This is a genomic window from Mycobacterium sp. 155, from assembly GCF_000373905.1.
In the GTDB taxonomy this organism is placed as follows: domain Bacteria; phylum Actinomycetota; class Actinomycetes; order Mycobacteriales; family Mycobacteriaceae; genus Mycobacterium.
In genome coordinates, this window is record NZ_KB892705.1 from 152,434 (window position 1) to 169,567 (window position 17,134).

At 65.2% G+C, this 17,134-nt stretch carries 13 protein-coding genes; 5 read left to right on the forward strand and 8 right to left on the reverse strand.

Features of this window, described 5'->3' with window-relative positions; translation table 11 throughout:
• Positions 1-53 precede the first annotated feature (53 nt).
• The 3 genes from B133_RS0100705 (at position 54) to B133_RS0100715 (ending at position 5,373) form a co-directional block, all read left to right on the forward strand.
• The gene (locus B133_RS0100705; RefSeq protein ID WP_036418841.1) at positions 54-647 is read left to right on the forward strand and encodes a TetR/AcrR family transcriptional regulator; all 594 of its coding nucleotides are present in this window, start codon (positions 54-56) and stop codon (positions 645-647) included.
• Between the two features lie 107 nt (positions 648-754).
• On the forward strand, positions 755-4,390 hold the full coding sequence (mfd, locus tag B133_RS0100710) for a transcription-repair coupling factor (protein ID WP_018598786.1): 3,636 nt from the start codon (positions 755-757) through the stop codon (positions 4,388-4,390).
• Complete coding sequence (locus tag B133_RS0100715; protein ID WP_018598787.1) at positions 4,387-5,373, forward strand: nucleoside triphosphate pyrophosphohydrolase; 987 nt, start codon at positions 4,387-4,389, stop codon at positions 5,371-5,373. Before mfd ends, B133_RS0100715 begins: the two co-directional genes overlap by 4 nt.
• Here the strand turns inward: B133_RS0100715 and B133_RS0100720 are convergent.
• Both B133_RS0100720 and B133_RS0100725 read right to left on the reverse strand, forming a co-directional pair.
• Entirely contained in the window at positions 5,363-5,674 is a 312-nt protein-coding gene (locus tag B133_RS0100720) for a hypothetical protein (RefSeq protein WP_018598788.1), read from the reverse strand. The genes B133_RS0100715 and B133_RS0100720 overlap by 11 nt on opposite strands.
• 349 nt (positions 5,675-6,023) lie before the next feature.
• The gene (locus B133_RS0100725) at positions 6,024-7,253 is read right to left on the reverse strand and encodes a DDE-type integrase/transposase/recombinase (protein ID WP_018598789.1); all 1,230 of its coding nucleotides are present in this window, start codon (positions 7,251-7,253) and stop codon (positions 6,024-6,026) included.
• Positions 7,254-7,702: 449 nt separating this feature from the next.
• On the opposite strand from B133_RS0100725, the gene B133_RS0100730 reads away from it, so the two are divergent.
• Complete coding sequence (locus B133_RS0100730) at positions 7,703-8,488, forward strand: hypothetical protein (RefSeq protein WP_018598790.1); 786 nt, start codon at positions 7,703-7,705, stop codon at positions 8,486-8,488.
• A 16-nt stretch (positions 8,489-8,504) separates the two neighbouring features.
• Here the strand turns inward: B133_RS0100730 and efeB are convergent, their stop codons facing one another.
• The 6 genes from efeB to efeU (B133_RS0100760) all read right to left on the reverse strand — a co-directional run bounded on the left by efeB (position 8,505) and on the right by efeU (B133_RS0100760) (position 16,196).
• Positions 8,505-9,830 carry an iron uptake transporter deferrochelatase/peroxidase subunit gene (efeB, locus tag B133_RS0100735; protein WP_018598791.1) on the reverse strand — a complete coding sequence of 442 codons (1,326 nt, stop codon included), beginning with the start codon at positions 9,828-9,830 and terminating at the stop codon, positions 8,505-8,507.
• The gene (efeO, locus tag B133_RS0100740; RefSeq protein WP_018598792.1) at positions 9,811-10,977 is read right to left on the reverse strand and encodes an iron uptake system protein EfeO; all 1,167 of its coding nucleotides are present in this window, start codon (positions 10,975-10,977) and stop codon (positions 9,811-9,813) included. Before efeO (B133_RS0100740) ends, efeB begins: the two co-directional genes overlap by 20 nt.
• Entirely contained in the window at positions 10,974-11,921 is a 948-nt protein-coding gene (efeU, locus tag B133_RS0100745; RefSeq protein ID WP_018598793.1) for an iron uptake transporter permease EfeU, read from the reverse strand. The genes efeO (B133_RS0100740) and efeU (B133_RS0100745) overlap by 4 nt, the downstream gene beginning before the upstream one ends.
• 145 nt (positions 11,922-12,066) lie before the next feature.
• On the reverse strand, positions 12,067-13,386 hold the full coding sequence (locus tag B133_RS0100750) for a Dyp-type peroxidase (protein WP_018598794.1): 1,320 nt from the start codon (positions 13,384-13,386) through the stop codon (positions 12,067-12,069).
• A gap of 1 nt (position 13,387) precedes the next feature.
• A complete protein-coding gene (efeO, locus tag B133_RS0100755; protein ID WP_018598795.1) occupies positions 13,388-14,653 on the reverse strand; it encodes an iron uptake system protein EfeO in 1,266 nt (421 codons plus the stop codon).
• Positions 14,613-16,196 carry an iron uptake transporter permease EfeU gene (efeU, locus tag B133_RS0100760; protein WP_018598796.1) on the reverse strand — a complete coding sequence of 528 codons (1,584 nt, stop codon included), beginning with the start codon at positions 16,194-16,196 and terminating at the stop codon, positions 14,613-14,615. The genes efeO (B133_RS0100755) and efeU (B133_RS0100760) overlap by 41 nt, the downstream gene beginning before the upstream one ends.
• Before the next feature lie 162 nt (positions 16,197-16,358).
• Between efeU (B133_RS0100760) and B133_RS0100765 the strand changes: the two genes are divergently transcribed.
• Positions 16,359-17,090, forward strand: a complete 732-nt coding sequence (locus tag B133_RS0100765; RefSeq protein WP_026255812.1) for a lytic transglycosylase domain-containing protein — start codon at positions 16,359-16,361, stop codon at positions 17,088-17,090.
• The last annotated feature ends 44 nt before the right edge of the window (positions 17,091-17,134 follow it).

Below are 17,134 nucleotides of genomic sequence, written 5' to 3' on the forward strand. Positions count from 1 at the left end.
CGCTGGTCTGCGTGGCAGCACCCGAGAAGGAAGTGCGTGCACCCCGCGCCCGGATGACGGGCAGCGAGCGGCGGCAACAGCTCATCGAAATCGCCAAGTCGCTGTTTGCCGAACGCGGGTATGACGGCACCTCGATCGAAGAGATAGCGCAGCGCGCCAACGTGTCCAAGCCCGTGGTCTATGAGCACTTCGGCGGCAAAGAGGGGCTCTACGCCGTGGTCGTCGACCGGGAGATGTCGGCCCTGTTGGACGGGATCACCTCTTCGCTGACCAACAACCGCTCCCGGGTACGTGTCGAACGGGTGGCGCTGGCGCTGCTCACCTACGTCGAGGAACACACCGACGGCTTCCGCATCCTGATCCGCGACTCGCCGGCGACCATCACCTCGGGCACCTACGCGTCGCTGCTCAACGATGCCGTCAACCAGGTGTCCTCGATCCTGGCGGGCGACTTCTCCCGGCGCGGCCTGGACTCCGAACTGGCGCCGCTGTACGCCCAGGCCCTGGTCGGTTCGGTGTCGATGACCGCGCAGTGGTGGCTCGATGTGCGCGAACCCAAGAAGGAAGTCGTGGCAGCTCATGTGGTCAACCTGGTTTGGAACGGCCTGACCCACCTGGAGCCTGACCCCGTACTGCACGAGGAGTAACGCTCCATGCTGCCTTGGTTTCGTTGCCACGGGGCGTCATGACAGTCCCTCGACGCTGGCTGGGCCCGATTCTGGCGGAACTGAGGCCCCCTTAGAATGGCCACATCATGACCGCACCGGGGCACACCCATGTCCAGACCCCGATCGCGGGTCTCATCGAGCTGGCTTTGTCCGATCCGTCCCTGCAGGACGTCGTTCACCGCGCTGCCGATCGGCCCGCCGATATCGCGCTGGTCGGACCGACCAGTGCGCGTGTCCTGGTCGCGGCCGCGCTGGCCCAGAACGGCCCGCTGCTGGTGGTTGCTGCGACGGGGCGCGAGGCCGACGACCTGACCGCCGAGCTGCGCGGGGTATTCGGCGACGCCGTCGCGCTGTTCCCGTCCTGGGAGACGCTGCCCCATGAGCGGTTGTCGCCCGGTGTGGAGACCGTCGCCGCCCGATTGCTGTTGCTGCGCCGGCTGGCCCGCCCCGACGACGCGACACTGGGGCCACCGCTGCGGGTCGTGGTGACCACCACCCGGTCACTGCTGCAGCCGATGTCGCCGGATGTGGTCGAGATCGAGCCCGTCAGCCTGTCGTTGGGTGCCGAGGCAGATTTCGACGACGTGATCGCGCGCCTGGTCGATCTGGCATACACCCGCGTCGACATGGTGGGTAAGCGCGGTGAGTTCGCGGTACGCGGCGGGATCCTCGACGTGTTCCCACCGACAGCTGAGCATCCGGTACGGGTCGAGTTCTGGGGCGACGAGATCTCCGATATGCGGGCCTTCTCGATTGCCGACCAGCGGTCGATCCCCGAGGTTCCGGTGCAGACGCTGGTCGCTGTGCCGTGCCGCGAGCTGCTGATGACCGCGGACGTGCGCGAACGCGCGGCGATCCTGTCCGCCGAGCACCCCACCCACGAGAACAGCGTGCCCGGCAGTGTGCCGGAGATGCTGGCCAAGCTGGCCGAGGGCATCCCGGTCGACGGTATGGAGTCGCTGCTGCCGCTGCTGCACCCGGTCGAGCCGACGACGCTGACCGCTCATCTACCTGACGGTGCCCCGGTGCTGGTGTGTGATCCGGAGAAGGTGCGGACCCGCGCGGCCGACCTGATCAAGACCGGCCGCGAGTTTCTTGAGGCGTCGTGGTCGACGGCGGCGGTCGGCGGCGACGCGCCCATTGACATCGAGGCACTCGGGTCATCGGGGTTCGTCCCGTTCGATGAGGCACGCGCCGGCGCGGTGGCCGGAGGGCACCCGTGGTGGACGCTGTCGCAGTTTTCTGATGAGTCGGCCACCGAGCTCGATGTGCGGGCGGCGCCCTCTGCCCGTAGTCGGCAGAGTCTTGACGAGATCTTCGCCATGCTGCGGGCCCATGTCGCCACCGGCGGTTGTGCGGCCGTCGTGACGCCGGGTACCGGCACCGCGCACCGTGTCGTCGAGCAGCTCGGCGAATCCGAGGTGCCCGCAACAATGTTGGAGCCGGGCACGGCGCCCAAGGCCGGCGTTGTCGGCGTGATCAAGGGGCCGCTGCACGACGGCGTGATACTCCCGGGCGCGAACCTGGTGATCATCACCGAGACCGACCTGACCGGTAACCGGGGCACCGCGACAGAGGGCAAAAAGCTTGCGGCCAAACGGCGTAACGTCGTCGACCCGTTGGCGCTGACGGCCGGTGACCTGGTGGTGCACGATCAGCACGGCATCGGCAAGTTCGTCGAGATGACCGAGCGGGTGGTCGGTGGTGCCCGCCGTGAGTACCTGGTGCTGGAGTACGCGTCGGCCAAGCGCGGCGGTGGGGCCGACAGGCTGTACGTGCCGATGGATTCCCTGGATCAGCTGTCGCGTTATGTCGGAGGCGAGTCACCGTCGCTGTCGAAGCTCGGCGGCAGCGACTGGGCGAACACGAAAACCAAGGCGCGCAGGGCGGTTCGTGAGATCGCCAGTGAGCTGGTGGCGTTGTACGCCAAGCGCCAGGCCGCCCCGGGGCATGCCTTTGCCCCGGATACGCCGTGGCAGGCCGAGATGGAAGACGCGTTCGGCTTCACCGAGACGATGGACCAGATGACGGCCATCACCGAGGTCAAGGCCGACATGGAGCGGCCGGTGCCGATGGACCGGGTGATCTGCGGTGACGTCGGTTACGGCAAGACCGAGATCGCGGTGCGGGCAGCGTTCAAGGCGGTACAGGACGGTAAGCAGGTAGCCGTGCTGGTGCCGACGACGCTGCTGGCCGATCAGCATCTGCAGACCTTCACCGCCCGGATGGCCGGCTTCCCGGTCACCGTGAAAGGACTGTCCCGGTTCACCGATCCGGCTGAATCGCGTGCCGTCCTCGAGGGCATGAAGGACGGTTCGGTGGATGTCGTGATCGGCACCCATCGGCTGTTGCAGACTGCGGTTACGTGGAAAGACCTGGGCCTCATCATCGTTGACGAGGAGCAGCGGTTCGGCGTCGAGCACAAGGAGCACATCAAGTCGATGCGCACCCACGTCGACGTGCTGACCATGAGTGCGACACCGATCCCGCGCACGCTGGAGATGAGCCTGGCCGGCATCCGCGAGATGTCGACGATCCTCACCCCGCCCGAGGAACGCTATCCGGTGCTCACCTATGTCGGTCCGCACGACGACAAGCAGGTGGCCGCGGCATTGCGTCGTGAGCTGCTGCGCGACGGGCAGGCGTTCTACATCCACAACCGGGTGCGCACCATCGACCAGGCCGCCGTCCGGATCCGCCAGCTGGTGCCCGAGGCGAGAGTCGTTGTCGCACATGGCCAGATGAACGAGGAGATGTTAGAGAAGACCGTCGAGGGCTTCTGGAACCGGGAATACGACATCCTTGTCTGTACCACCATCGTCGAGACGGGACTGGACATCTCCAACGCCAACACCTTGATCGTCGAGCGGGCCGACACGTTCGGCCTGTCTCAGCTGCACCAGCTGCGCGGACGCGTGGGCCGTAGCCGGGAGCGAGGCTACGCCTACTTCCTGTACCCACCTGAGACGCCGCTGACCGAGACGGCCTACGACCGGTTGGCCACCATCGCGCAGAACAACGATCTGGGCGCGGGCATGGCGGTGGCGATGAAAGACCTCGAGATCCGCGGTGCGGGAAACGTACTGGGTGCCGAACAGTCCGGGCACGTCGCCGGAGTCGGTTTCGACCTGTACGTGCGACTGGTCGGGGAGGCCGTAGAAGCGTATCGAGCGGCGGTCGACGGCAAAACCGTTGCGACAGCAGAAGAACCGAAAGAGGTTCGGATCGACCTACCGGTCGACGCCCACCTGCCGCCGGAGTACATCGGCAGTGATCGGTTGCGGTTGGAGGCCTACCGACGATTGGCTGCCGCCGCAGACGAGGGCGCTGTGACAGCCGTCGTGGACGAACTCGTCGACCGCTACGGTCCGCTGCCCGAGCCCGCTGAGCGCCTCGTCGCGGTGGCTCGGCTGCGGCTGCTGTGCCGTGAGTTCGGGATCACCGAGATCGGTGCGGTGTCGGCGTCGACGCTGCGGCTCTCGCCGATGGTGCTGCCGGATTCGGCGCAGCTGCGGCTCAAGCGGCTCTACCCCGGGGCGCATTACCGGGCGACCACCTCGACTGTGCAGGTGCCCATCCCGCGGGCCGGCGACAGCATCGGTGCGTCCCGCATCCGCGATCTCGAACTTGTTCAGATGGTGGCCGCTCTGGTGCTGGTACTTAATGGGAAAAGCCAGGAATCGGCTGATATCGCCAAGTTCGGAGGGAGGCAAAACCGATGACCGTTGTCCTCGTTGATCCGCGCCGCCCCTCGCTGGTTCCCGTCGACGCGATCCTGCACCTTGCCGGTGACGTGCAGTACACCGAGGAGATGCCGGTCAAGGTGCCGTGGTCGCTGCCCGCGGCGCGGTCTTGGCTCTCTGGCTCGGTGGAAGGAGAAGCCGCGCCCGTCCTGTTGTCTTCCGACCCCGAGCATCCCGCGGTTACAGCCCGGATCGCTGCAGGCGAGACGGTGATCTCAGCGCCCAAGGCCGCAGCGGGTGAGCGACTGGTCGACGCGGTGGCGATGATGGACAAGCTGCGCACCGACGGGCCGTGGGAGAGTGAGCAGACCCACGATTCGCTGCGTCGTTATCTGCTGGAAGAGACCTACGAGCTGTTCGACGCGGTGCGCGGTGGCAATGCCGACGAGCTACGCGAGGAGCTCGGCGATGTGCTGCTGCAGGTGTTGTTCCACGCCCGCATCGCCGAGGATGCGCCGGTGCACCCGTTCAACATCGACGACGTCGCCGATGCGCTGGTCCGCAAGCTCGGTAACCGCGTGCCGGCAGTGCTTGCCGGGGAGACGATTTCACTCGACGAGCAGCTGGCCCAGTGGGAGGAACGCAAAGCTGTCGAGAAACAGCGGAAGGTCGGGAATGCGCTCGTCTCGGCCATGGACGACGTGCCGACCGGTCAGCCGGCTCTGGCGTTGGCGCAGAAGGTGATCTCCCGGGTGATGCAGGCCGGTCTGCCTGCGGATCTGGTACCTGCGACCATCACTTCGGTCGCAATCACGGCCGACACTGACGTCGAAAATCAGCTTCGTACGGCAGTGTTGGAGTTCATGGATACCGTGCGGCGGGTGGAGGCCGACGTCGCTGCGGGCCGTCGCGGTGGCGATGTCCCCGAAGCGCTCGATGTCTGCCCGTTGGGCACCATCACCGAGAACGAATGGCGAGACTACTGGCCCGGGTCTGAAGCCGGCGATCGCACTACCGACTGACCGTCGTCAGTTCGGCAGCCTTGGCGCGCAGCGTCAGCACTCGCTCACGAATGCGGTATTCGGTGGAACGCGGCATCCAGGCCGGGCGATACCGACCGTGCCTGATCCGGAACACTCGACCGTGGGTGATCTCGCATCGAAGCGCATCCGATATCGCCTTCGACGGTCGACCTTTGGTGGTGAACCCGTAGGCATCGAGTGCATCGACCAGGTCGGCGACTGACTGTTTTCCATGTTGGAACAGGTGCAGCGTCAGCACGTACCGGAGTTCGATTCCCTTGAGCAGCAGCTTGTTCGACATGACCGCACGATGCCACCGACCACCGACATGTCCGGTGTGCAGTCACATCTGTCACGCCAGTCCCCGCTTGGGAATCATGTACGTTGTGCCCGGCTGTTAGCGACAAAGTCGCGTAAATCACCTCAGCTGCAACGCATTTCACTGGAGCACCACGTCGCGAGTCTCGTCTGAACTAGCAGTAACAGCGGCCGCATCAGCAACAGAATATTCTGTGCCCGCATATCAGCGACTTTGTCGCTTGCAGCGCGGGCGTCCTGTTGCCTCATGTCAATATGCCCGCGGGGGGATTCGTTGCCTCAATTGGACAATGCCCGGCGGTGATCGTTGCCTCAATTGGTGGTGTCCGGGTTCAGGCGTTGGGGGTGGAAATATTCGTTGCCTCAGCCACCGGTGCCCGCCCCAGGCGGGCGATCGGTCGGGGACCGGCTTTGCTGGTGGTCACCGTGAGCAGCTCAGCGCACAACGCTTGAATGTGACGTTGCAGGGCGGCGGGATTGAGCCCGGCGTAGATCTCGGCCAGGTGTTTGACCTCCTCGGCGGTGACCACCGCATGGGCCTGGGCCCGACGGTACGGGGTGGCGGCCTTGTGATACCTCTTGGTCACCTTGGAACCCCGACGGACCTTCGACTTGAGTTTCTGCTGCGGGGAGAAATAGTTGCCCAACAACGACTGCAATACCCAGATCTTGTTGAGTAACACCACCTCTGCGGCCGTGTCGTAGCGGTGATAGCCCACCAGGACCCGCACCGTGGTCCAGTTCTTCTGCTCGACGTGACAACCATCGTTCTTGTTGCCCACCCGCGACCGAGTGAAGGTGATATGCCGCGTTCGGCACCACTCCAACAGGGTGAAGTTGATGAACTCCGACCCATTGTCCGAATCCACCCCCCGGATCGGGAACGGCATCCCCGCCGCGATCTCACTCAACGCGACCATCACCCGTTTCTCGCCTTTGCCCAACACGCTGCGGGTCTCGGTCCAACCGGTGGCGATGTCGGTGACCGTCAACGTGTAGGCATGCACCCCGGTGACCACCCCACCGTCATGGCTGACCAGATCGATCTCGACGAACCCCGGCACCGCATCGTCCCACGCCGCCCAAGTGCGCACCGGGATCTGACTCTTGAGCAACGTGCCCGGTTTCGTCCGGCAACGACCCTTAAGCTGGTGTTTCTTCCGTTCCGGAGCCAGTCGACGATCAATGGTGGCCGCCGACATCCCCGCCAACAACCCTGCCGTGGCATCGTCGATGACCAACTCCCCGCACCGGCGCAGTACCACCACCAACTCACCCAAGACCTCCGCCAACCGCTTACCGGCCGGCATCCCCACCACCTTCCAGCACAACACCGGGGCCTCAATGACTTCCGGGCCATAGGTCGGGGGCCGGGGCCGCCGCGCCCGCACCACCCGCGGCCGCAGCGCACCCCGCAACGCCTTGCGGGCATGATCGCGATGCCAGCCCGTCGTGGCACACAACTCATCGAGAATCCGGGACTTCTCGTCCCGACTCGCCTGCACATACCGCACCGCGATCGCCCTGGTCACCGCCGTGCGCTCCGTCAACGTCAACCCCATCCCCCGGCGCTAACCCACCCCCACCCCACCACCGCAACGACACGCCGCAACCGGGCACTGTCACATGAGGCAACGAATCAACGAAACGGACATTTTTGATGAGTCAACGCGCAAACCCAAATCTGGGACTGCCGCGGCTGGCGGTACTGCCGTGGCCAGTGGGATTGACGGGTTGGGTCAGCAGTGAATGGTGGTACTCATGAGGCGTTTTCCGCGACTTTGTCGCTAACAGCCGGGCGCAACGACTATGAGTCGGAAACGGGTGCTGCTGTGACTGTTGTGACGCCAGTGCGGTGAGAGGCGTACCTGTCACAAACCGGCAACGGCCGGGTCTCGGCTCGGTCTGGGCACCCTGTGCCGAGGCTGGACCTACACCCGCCGCACTACGGTGACGAGGGCATGAGTGAAGGGGTGAGGCGGTGAGGGTTCGGTGGTTGGCTGCCGTCGTCATGGCGCTGTGCCTGGGAACCATCGCGCCGCAGGCCAACGCCGATTGTGCGGCTACCGGTTGTGATCTACGCTCGCGCCTCGCCGCGGCGGACAACTACCTGGCGTCGCGACCCGGCACAGTGGGTTATGTGCTGCGGGATCGCGCGACGGGTGCGCGTTTCGCCAACGCCAACTCGAACGCGATGATCTGGACGGCCTCCACCATCAAGCTGGGAATGGTCGTCGACCTGTTGACCAGGGAGCGGGCTGGCGCATTGCGACTGTCGGCCAACGACCGGCAGCTCATGGTGAACATGTTGCGGGACTCCGACAATGACGCAGCTGACTCGTTGTGGAGCCGTTATGGCGGGCCGGACCACCGGGTGTTCAACGCCGACTTTCCGCGCTACGGCATGACGGATCTGCGGCCGCAGCCCGGTTTCGGAGACATGTTCCCGTACTGGGGGTTCCAGAAGTCGACCACCAACGACCTCGACCGGCTGATGAATTACACACTGACTCAACTGAATCCGTCTGATGCGGCGGCGGTCATCGCGGAAATGCAGAAGGTCAGCTCGGACCAGCAGTGGGGTGTGTGGGGCGCCGGACCGTCGATGGCGCCGGGCAACAAGAACGGATGGTCCGAGGAACAGGGCGGCTGGGTCATCAACTCGGTCGGCTTCGCCGGCCCCAACCAGCGCTACACGCTGGCCATCATGAACGGACTCAATGGCCAGGGTGGTTATGACGACGGCGTCGCCACCACCACCCGACTCGGCCAGATCTTGTTGAGTCCCAACGGCTGAACGCGCAAACCATCGTTCAGTTGAACAGCGTCGAACCCCAGTAACCTGAATCGTCACCCTCGGCCAGCCCCGGCGGGCACGCGAAGATCCCCGATCCGGTATGGGTGATGTATTCGTTGAGCGCATCCTTGCGGGCGAGTTCGCGCTGCATCGGGATGAATTGTTTCTCGGGGCTGCGGACGAACGCGATGAAGAAAAGTCCGGCGTCGAGGTGGCCGAATCCGTCTGACCCGTCGGTGAAGTTATAGCCGCGGCGCAGGATCTCGATGCCACCCAGATGCTGCGCCGACGCCAAGCGGACGTGCGCGTCCTTGTCGATCAGCGGATCGCCCTTGTCGTCGGCAATGTCGAAGTCGAGTTCCTCGAATTCCTGCTGCAACCCCATGGGTGCGCCGCTGCCCTTCTGTCGGCCGATAACGCGCTCTTGCTCCAACAGCGTGGTGCGGTCCCAGCTTTCGATGAGCATGCGGATCCGGCGGGATATCAGGTAGGAGCCGCCGGTCAGCCAGGCCGGCCCATCGCCGTCGGCGACCCACACGTTCTGGTTGAGCAGATCTGTCTCGTCGGCCTTGAGGTTGGCCGTTCCGTCCTTGAACCCGAACAGGTTTCGCGGGGTCGCCTGGTCGCGGGTGGTCGACGACGTGCGGCCGAATCCCAATTGGGAGTAGCGCACCGCGACGGTGCCGAAGCCGACGCGGGCCAGGTTGCGGATGGCGTGCACGGCGACCTGGGGATCGTTCGCGCAGGCCTGCACGCAGATGTCGCCGCCGCAGCGCGCCGGATCCATCGTCTCGTTGGGGAACTTTGGCAGGTCGACCAGCTCGGCGGGACGCTGCTTGGCAATGCCGAAGCGGTCCTTACCGTCCTTGAGAAAGAACGACGGTCCGAAACCGATCGTCAGCGTCAACTGTGACGCCGGCAGTCCCAACGCTTCGCCGGTATCCGACGGCGGGGCATAGGGATTGCCGTCGACCGCTCCGCCGACTTCGGTCTCCTCGCCGAGAGTCATGCGCTCGGCCATTCGAGTCCACTGCTTGAGCAGGTTGACGACGTCGGCGCGACTGTCGGTGGTGACGTCAAAGGAGCAGAAGTGCATCCGGTCCTGCGCCTCGGTGATGATGCCTGCCTGCCGGTCGCCTCGAAATGGCACAGGACGGGTCAGATGATCACCATGCGGTGCGCTGGCCGCCGAGGCTCGGCCGGCCAGCGCACCGGCGCTGGCCGCGCCGACTACCGCCGCGGTGACCCCGGCCGCGCCGAATAGCTTGCGGCGAGAAAAGCCGCCGGCATCCGGTGTGGCATCGGGATCAGGGGACAGGGTCTCACTGGTGGGCGATGACACCTTGCACCTGGCTCACCTCATTGCTGAGTGCGTCGATGGCGCGAGACAGTTCCTGGCGCTGGGCCTCGGTCACCTTGTCGTACGCCACGAAACCGTCGCCCTCACGGAACTTCTCGAGGAGCTTTTCCACCTCGGCGAACCGCTGATCGACACGTTTGCCCAGCTCGGCGTTGCGCTCATCGAGGATCGGTCGCACCGAGGCGACCGCAGTCTGTGAGCCCTCGACGTTGGCCTGGAAGTCCCACAAGTCGGTGTGACTGAAGATGTCCTCTTCACCGGTGATCTTGCTCTTGGAGATCTCGTCGAGCAGGCCCTGCGCACCACCGGCGATTTGGGTGGAATCAATCGTCCACGTCGGCGCCTTCACGCCTGCGTCGAGCTCCTTGACATCGGCCACCAGCTGATCGGCCAGCGCGTCAGCGTCGGGCTGCAGACCCGTGACCCACAGCTGCTTTTCCAAGGCGTGGAACCCAGTCCACTTCTGGCCCGGTTCGAGATCGGCTTCACGCAGGTCGATGCGCGGATCGAGATCATTCGGGAACGACTCGGCGACCGGCTCGATGCGCTCGTAGTAGGTGCGGGTCGTCGGGTACAGCGCCTTGGCCTTGGCGACGTCCTTGGCCTTGACTGCCGCCGCGAACGCCTCCGTAGCGGGCACCAGGGCATCGGTCTGGCTGTTCACATACCGCTTGTAACTGTCGGCGGCTTCCTTGAACTTGCCCTCGGTGTCGATCTGGATCGCGTCACCGGTGACGGTGAAATCGCCGCGGATACCCTCACCGACCATGCCGGGACGGCACGAGGTCTGATAGGTGCCCGGCTCGGTGAGCTGCACGATCAACTGGCGTTTGAGGCCAGGAGAGATGTTCTCCACCTCGCCCATCACGCGTTCGCCCTCGCCGTAAACGTAGAACTCGGTGACCTTCTCACCACTGTTAGTCACCACGAAGGTGGTCGGCCCTGTCGTGGCGGTCGTGCCCGAGAGCTTGCACGCGCTCTCGGAAGCGTCGACCGTGATCGGCGCGGCCTTCTCCTTGCCTTCGGCGCTGGGGCTGGACTCCTTGGCTTGACAGCTGGCCAGCGAGAGCCCGGCCAACACGGCGGCGGTCGCCGCGAATCCGGTCTTCACGGCAGGTGTGAACTTCACTTGGTCGACCTTTCGGATGAGGGAGAGGATTCCGGGTCGGCAGGCGACTCGGCAGTGCTAGAAGCATCGGAAGGGGCCGGCTTGGCCGCCGCTGAGCCGGTGGGACGGAAGAACAAGGCCAGGACCACGACGAGGTAGACCAGCCACGCCGTGAACTGCAGCACCGTCGGGGTCGGGTCGATGTTGAAGACGCCTTGGATGATCTCGCCGTACCAGGTGGACCAGTCGAATGCGCCGCTGATATCGAAGGCGACGGTGCCGAGACCGGGCAGCCAGCCCACCGTCTGCAACGCCTTGATCCCGTAGGCCAGAATGCCGGCGGCGACGACGATCAGGAAGGCGCCGGTGTAGGTGAAGAACTTGGCGAGGTTGATGCGGACCGCACCGGCATACATGCCGTATGCGATCGCCGCAGCGATCAGAACGCCGACGATCAGCCCGATCAGCGGCCATACGGTCTCGGCTTCGGCGTAGCCCACCATGAACAGTGCGGTCTCCACGCCCTCGCGACCCACCGCGAAGAACGCCAGCAGTGCGACTGCGACTCCACCGGTCTCCAAGGCCTGCGACATACCGGTGCGCAGCTCGCCGGATATCGATGCGGCGGCCTTGCGCATCCACAGCACCATCGTCGTGACGATCACAACGGCAATCAGCGACGCGACCCCGGCGATGGCCTCGGCACTCAGCCCGCTGATGGTGTTCTCACCCAACTGGATCACCAGAAAAACGGCAATCGTCATGGTGATTGCTGCGCCGACTCCCAGCCACACCCATTTCAGCGCGTCGCGACGATCCGATTTGACCAGGAATGCCACCAGGATCGAGACGACGATCGCGGCTTCGAGACCTTCGCGCAGCCCGATCAGACCGCTGCCGAACAGCTGCGATGTGATGTTGGGTGCTGCCAGGATGGTGGTCGCAGGGTCTGCGCCGGCAATCATGATGAGCGTCCTCGCTAGACCGGGTATAGAGACATAGCCTTGGCTTGCCATAGCAAGGCGTGCCTCACCTTAGCAGGAGCTGGGAATCACCTGCGCGGCTTCTCGTGAGGAATGCTCGGGCGCAGCCCGGCGTGCAGCCGTCCGCTCAGCTGAACAGCGCCTGGCCGATGTAGTGGCCCTCTTCTGGCGACGGCGGGACCGCGAAGATCGCTGAACCGATGTGCCGGATGTACTCGTTGAGTAGATCGTTGGCCCCGAGCCGGTTCTGCAGGGTGATGAAGTGCGCCGGATCGTTCTGGTAAGACACGAACAGCAGGCCCGCATTGAGCTGGCCGGTCGCGTCGAGCCCATCGGTGTAGTTGTACGACCGCCGACGAATCATCAAGCCGTGGTTGTTTTCCCGCGCCGCCAAGGCGACGTGCGAGAGCGGGTTGATGACAGGGGTTCCGTCTTTGTTCTTGGCAGCGAAGTCTGGTGTGTCCATTTCGTGTGTGCCGGTGAGCGGTGCGCCGCTCTCCTTGAACCGGCCGAAGATGTCCTGCTGGTTGCCGATCCGGTCTGTGTCCCAGGTTTCCAGCAGCATCCGGATTTTGCGCACCACCTGGTAGGTGCCCCCGTTCATCCATGGCTGGTCGCGATCGGTGACCCACACGAATTGGGAGTATTGGTCGTCGGTACCGACATTGCGCGTTCCGTCCATGAACCCCAGCAGGTTTCGCGGCGTCTCCAGTCCGGGCCCGGCCGAAGCGCGGCCGAAGCCGAGCACCGCCCACGCCGGAGTCACAGCCCGCCTGCCGATGCGAGCCAGGTTGCGCACGGCGTGGTAGCAGACTTGCGGGTCGTCCGCACACGCCTGGATGGAGAGGTCACCCCCGGTGAAACGCGGATCGAGGTTGTCGCCGTTGAGTATCGGAAGCTCGGCCAGCAGAGTGGGCTTGTGCGCGGCCAGGCCGAAACGGCTCCCGAAGATCGATGGGCCGAGGCCGATGGTGACGGTGAGACCGGCGGGACTGAGCCCGAAGGCCTCACCGGTGTCGGAAGGCGGTGCCACTTCGCTGGTCGGCTGCACCGCGCCCACCGGGTTGCCCTGCTGCAGCACCGACGCCGCTGCCGACCAGCGGGCCAGCAGCGTCTGTAGGTCTTTCCGAGTGGCGCCTTCGGCGAGCGTGAAGGACATGAACACGCAGTGACGTTGCGGTTCTGTGGCCACCCCGACGGGGTGTGTCTGGCCGTAGAACGGATAGCTGCGGTTGAGGTCGATCGTGTCGTTGTCGTCGTGTCGTACCGACGACGCCTGGGCCCACCCTGCGGCAGCTCCGCCCGCGGCGCCCAGTGCCAGACCGCCGACACCCGCCCACAGAGCACCGCCGAGTACCCGACGGCGAGGCACCGCCGGGGAGGCGGCGCTCGCCGCATCCCCAGCGGTGCTCTGCTCGGGCGGCAGAGGATCGTCAGCCGCGGCCATGTCAGCCGGCCGTCGCGACCTTCTGAGCGACAGTGGACAGGCTGTCGTGCAGCGGTTGGATCACAGCTGTCAGTTTAGGAGCATCGGCGGCTTGCAGCTGCGGGGTCCACAGCATGAACCCGCCCGGCGCCGAGGGGTCGCGGTAGGCGTCGAGCGCGGTCTGTACGGCCTGGAACTGTTGGTCGATCTGCGCGACGAGGGTGGGATCGATCTTCTCCAGACCCGGCCGCAGCGAGGCGTACGCCTGCTGTGCGCCTTCGACGTTGCCGGCGAAGTCCACCAGGTCGATGTGGCTGAACTGCTCTTCCTCACCGGTGATCTTGGTGTTCTGCACCTCTTCGAGCAGATCGGCCGCGCCGTTGGCGAGGTCCTCGGGCTTGTACTGCAGGTTCTTGACGACCCCGTCGAGCTTGCCGACGTTAGCGACCAGCTCGGTGCTCAGCGCCTTGGTCTGGGGAGTGATGCCGGCGCCCCACAGGTCCCGCTCGATGGCGTGGAAGCCCTTCCAGCCCACCTTCTCATCGACCGGGGTCGACTCGCGCATGTCGATGAGATAGTCGAGGTTGCCGGCGTTGTCGTCGACTGAGAAGCCGGGAAGCACGAAGCCCTCGACACTCGACTCGGAGCGCTCGTAGTACGGCCGGGCCTTGGCGTATGCGACCTTGGCTGCCTCGACATTGCCTGACTGAACGGCCGCGTCCAGCTGTTTGACCGCATCGTTGAGCTGGTTGATCTGGCCCACGATGTAGGCCGCGTACTCCTTGGTGCCGTCATTGAGAATGGTCTGGGTGGAGCCGGTCGGGGTGGGCGCTGCCTGTCCGGTGACGGTGAAGTCGACGAACTCCGTCCCGGCGCCGGGGCAGTACAGCTGGTACTTGCCGCCGTCGAGCGTGACGGTGAAGGACACCGGATCCAGACCGGGAGCGAGGTTCTCCTTCTCGCCGAGGATGCGCTGCTCCTTGATCAGCTCGACTTCGCTGATGCCCGCCGCGTCCTTGTTGGTCACGTTGAACGTCACGGGCCCGGCGGCGACGCTGCCGTTGTCGACCGTGCAGGTGTCTTTGCCGCCCTCGTTGGCCATCGTGATGTTGACCGTGGCAACACCACCATTGGCCCCGGTGGTCGGCGCGGCCGAACTCCCGGTGGAATTGGTGTCGCCGCCCGAACTGCATGCCGTTGCGGCGACCGCGATGGCGGCGACCAGAACCGGCGTTGCCAGCCAGCCGTTAGGACGTGGCAGCGTGGTCTCGCTGAGTTTCTTCACCATGATTCCGTTGTTTCCTTTCGTTTCCACTGGGAGTGCGGGTGCTACGAAATCCCGAGAAGGCGCTGACAACGGCTCCGATTGCGAGCACTGCCGGCAGCCAGGCCTTCCACAACATTCGTTCGGCGCGCGCCTGGCCGGCCTGTGCGATCTGCGTCGCGACGGACTGATCTTCGTTGCCGGCGGTCGCCCATCCGCCGGGCGGAGCTCCGACGCTGACCGTTTTGACCGATGGGAGGCCGCCACCGTGCAGTGTGGCGATACGGGAGTTGGTCGCTTGGGCGTGTACCAATGCCTCGCCGTGGGAGAACACGTTGTAGGCCGTGGTCGCGGCCCACTGAACCTGGAACGGTCCCGGTGTCCGGGCGGCAGCCAATCCCACCGGCAGTCGTCCGCCGGTCAGATGGGCCAGCTCATCCAGGGTGACGGTGGTGGACTTCAGGCCCGGGTCGGCGGGCACCTTGGCTTGCCATACGTCGACGGTCAGACCGTCGACGGTCTGCTGGCCCGCAGCTTCGAGCTTGACTTGCGCGCCGTCGCCGACGGTGAGCGATCGGGCTTCGCCGTCGGCCCGCAGCGTTACGGGCACGCTGTGTCCGTCGGCTCCCGTGGCGGTGCGGGTCGGCCCGGGCAGCTCACCTGCAGAGGGGACGAAGATCGCCAGCGCGGCAGCGGCGGCTCCCAGCGCGCCCGCGGTTGCCAGCAGCAGCCGGCGACGCGCGTGCGGCTCGGCCGCGAGCCGCGGTGGCCATAGGAAGATGATCAGTACGGGCACGGCGTAGAGCACCCAGCCGAGGACTTCGATGAGACGCGGGTCGGTGGGTATGCCGAACATCCCGGTGATCAGCGCGCCCAGCACGGACCGGGCGGGCATCCACGAGGAAAAGTCGAAAACCCGTTGTTGGCCGATCGTCACCCAGCCGGCCTCGTGCGCGGTGCGGAGGCTGGTGAGCACAAGGCCTGCCGCGATCAAGACCAGGAAGACACCGGTGAGGCGGAAGAACCGGGCCAGGTTCAGCTTTAGCCCGCCGTAGTAGATCCCGACACCGATGGCGATCGCTACGCCAATGCCCACGGTGGCGCCGAGCAGAGCCCACCAACGGCTTTCACCCGAGGCCTGGGCCGCCGCCAGCAGGAAGACCGCGGTTTCAAACCCTTCCTTGAGTACTGCCAGGAACGCCATGAGCGCCAACGCGAGCGATCCGCCGGTATTGATCGCCTGTTGTGCCTCCCGCTCCAGTTCGCCCTTCATCTTGAAGGCGTTGCGGTTCATCCAGATGATCATGGTGGTCACGAACACCACGGCGATCACGCCGATGACCGTCTCGAGCATCTCCTGCTGGCGTTGCGGCAGGCTTTCTGACAAGAGATTCAGCCCGACGCCTACGCCGATACTGATCGCGACGGCGACGGCGACGCCGGCCAGCATGGGGCGTGTCGACCTGCCGTTACGTTTCAGGAAAGCGGCAACGATACTGACGATCAGCGTTGCTTCCAGGCCTTCCCGCAGTCCGATCAGAAAGGTGCCGACGAAGATGCCCTGCATCTGTGCCCCTAATCGATTGGAAGACTATGTGTACCCGAGGTATGCCTAACCTTGCTGGGCGCGCAGAGCGAGGTTACACCTCTGCCGATCGCACCGGTGAAGCTCTGACTTTCATGGGCATGGGACGATGGGGCCGAGTAGAGCAGGGGTTGAGGGAGTCCAGTGTCGCCGGTTCGATGGCTGCGGGCTGTCGCAGTGATTGTGGCGACGGCCCTGCTGATGGCTTCAAGCTGTTCGTGGCAGCTCGGTATCCCCATCCCGGATGGAGTACCGCCGCCCGCGGGTGATCCGGTGCCGGCCGTCGACACTTATGCCAAAGGCCGACCGGCTGATCAGTTGCACGAGTGGGCCGCTGAGCGTGCACCCAAGCTGGGCATACCGATCAACGCGCTGGAGGCCTACGCGTACGCGGCCCGGGTGGCCGAAGTCGAGAACCCGAACTGCAAGCTGGCCTGGACCACGCTGGCTGGAATCGGGATGGTGGAGAGCCACCACGGCACCTATCGCGGCGCGATGATCGCGCCGAACGGTGACGTCACGCCTCCGATCCGGGGAGTTCGGCTCGACGGCACCGCGGGAAATCTGCACATCGCCGATACCGATCACGGGCTGCTCGACGGCGACGCCACATTGGACCGAGCGATGGGGCCGATGCAGTTCATCCCGGAGACCTGGCGCCTGTTCGGGGTGGACGGCAACAACGACGGCAAGGTCAGCCCCGACAACTTCGACGACGCCGCGTTGTCGGCGGCCGGCTATCTGTGTTGGAACGGCAAGAATCTGTCCACGCCCCGTGGCTGGATGAAGGCGCTGCGGGCTTACAACTACTCCGACCAGTACGCCCGTACGGTGCGTGACTGGGCGACCGCGTACGCAAGCGGTCACCCCCTCTGATACACCGCGGTCCCGGTCAGGCTCTAGGCTCAACCGTAGGCTTA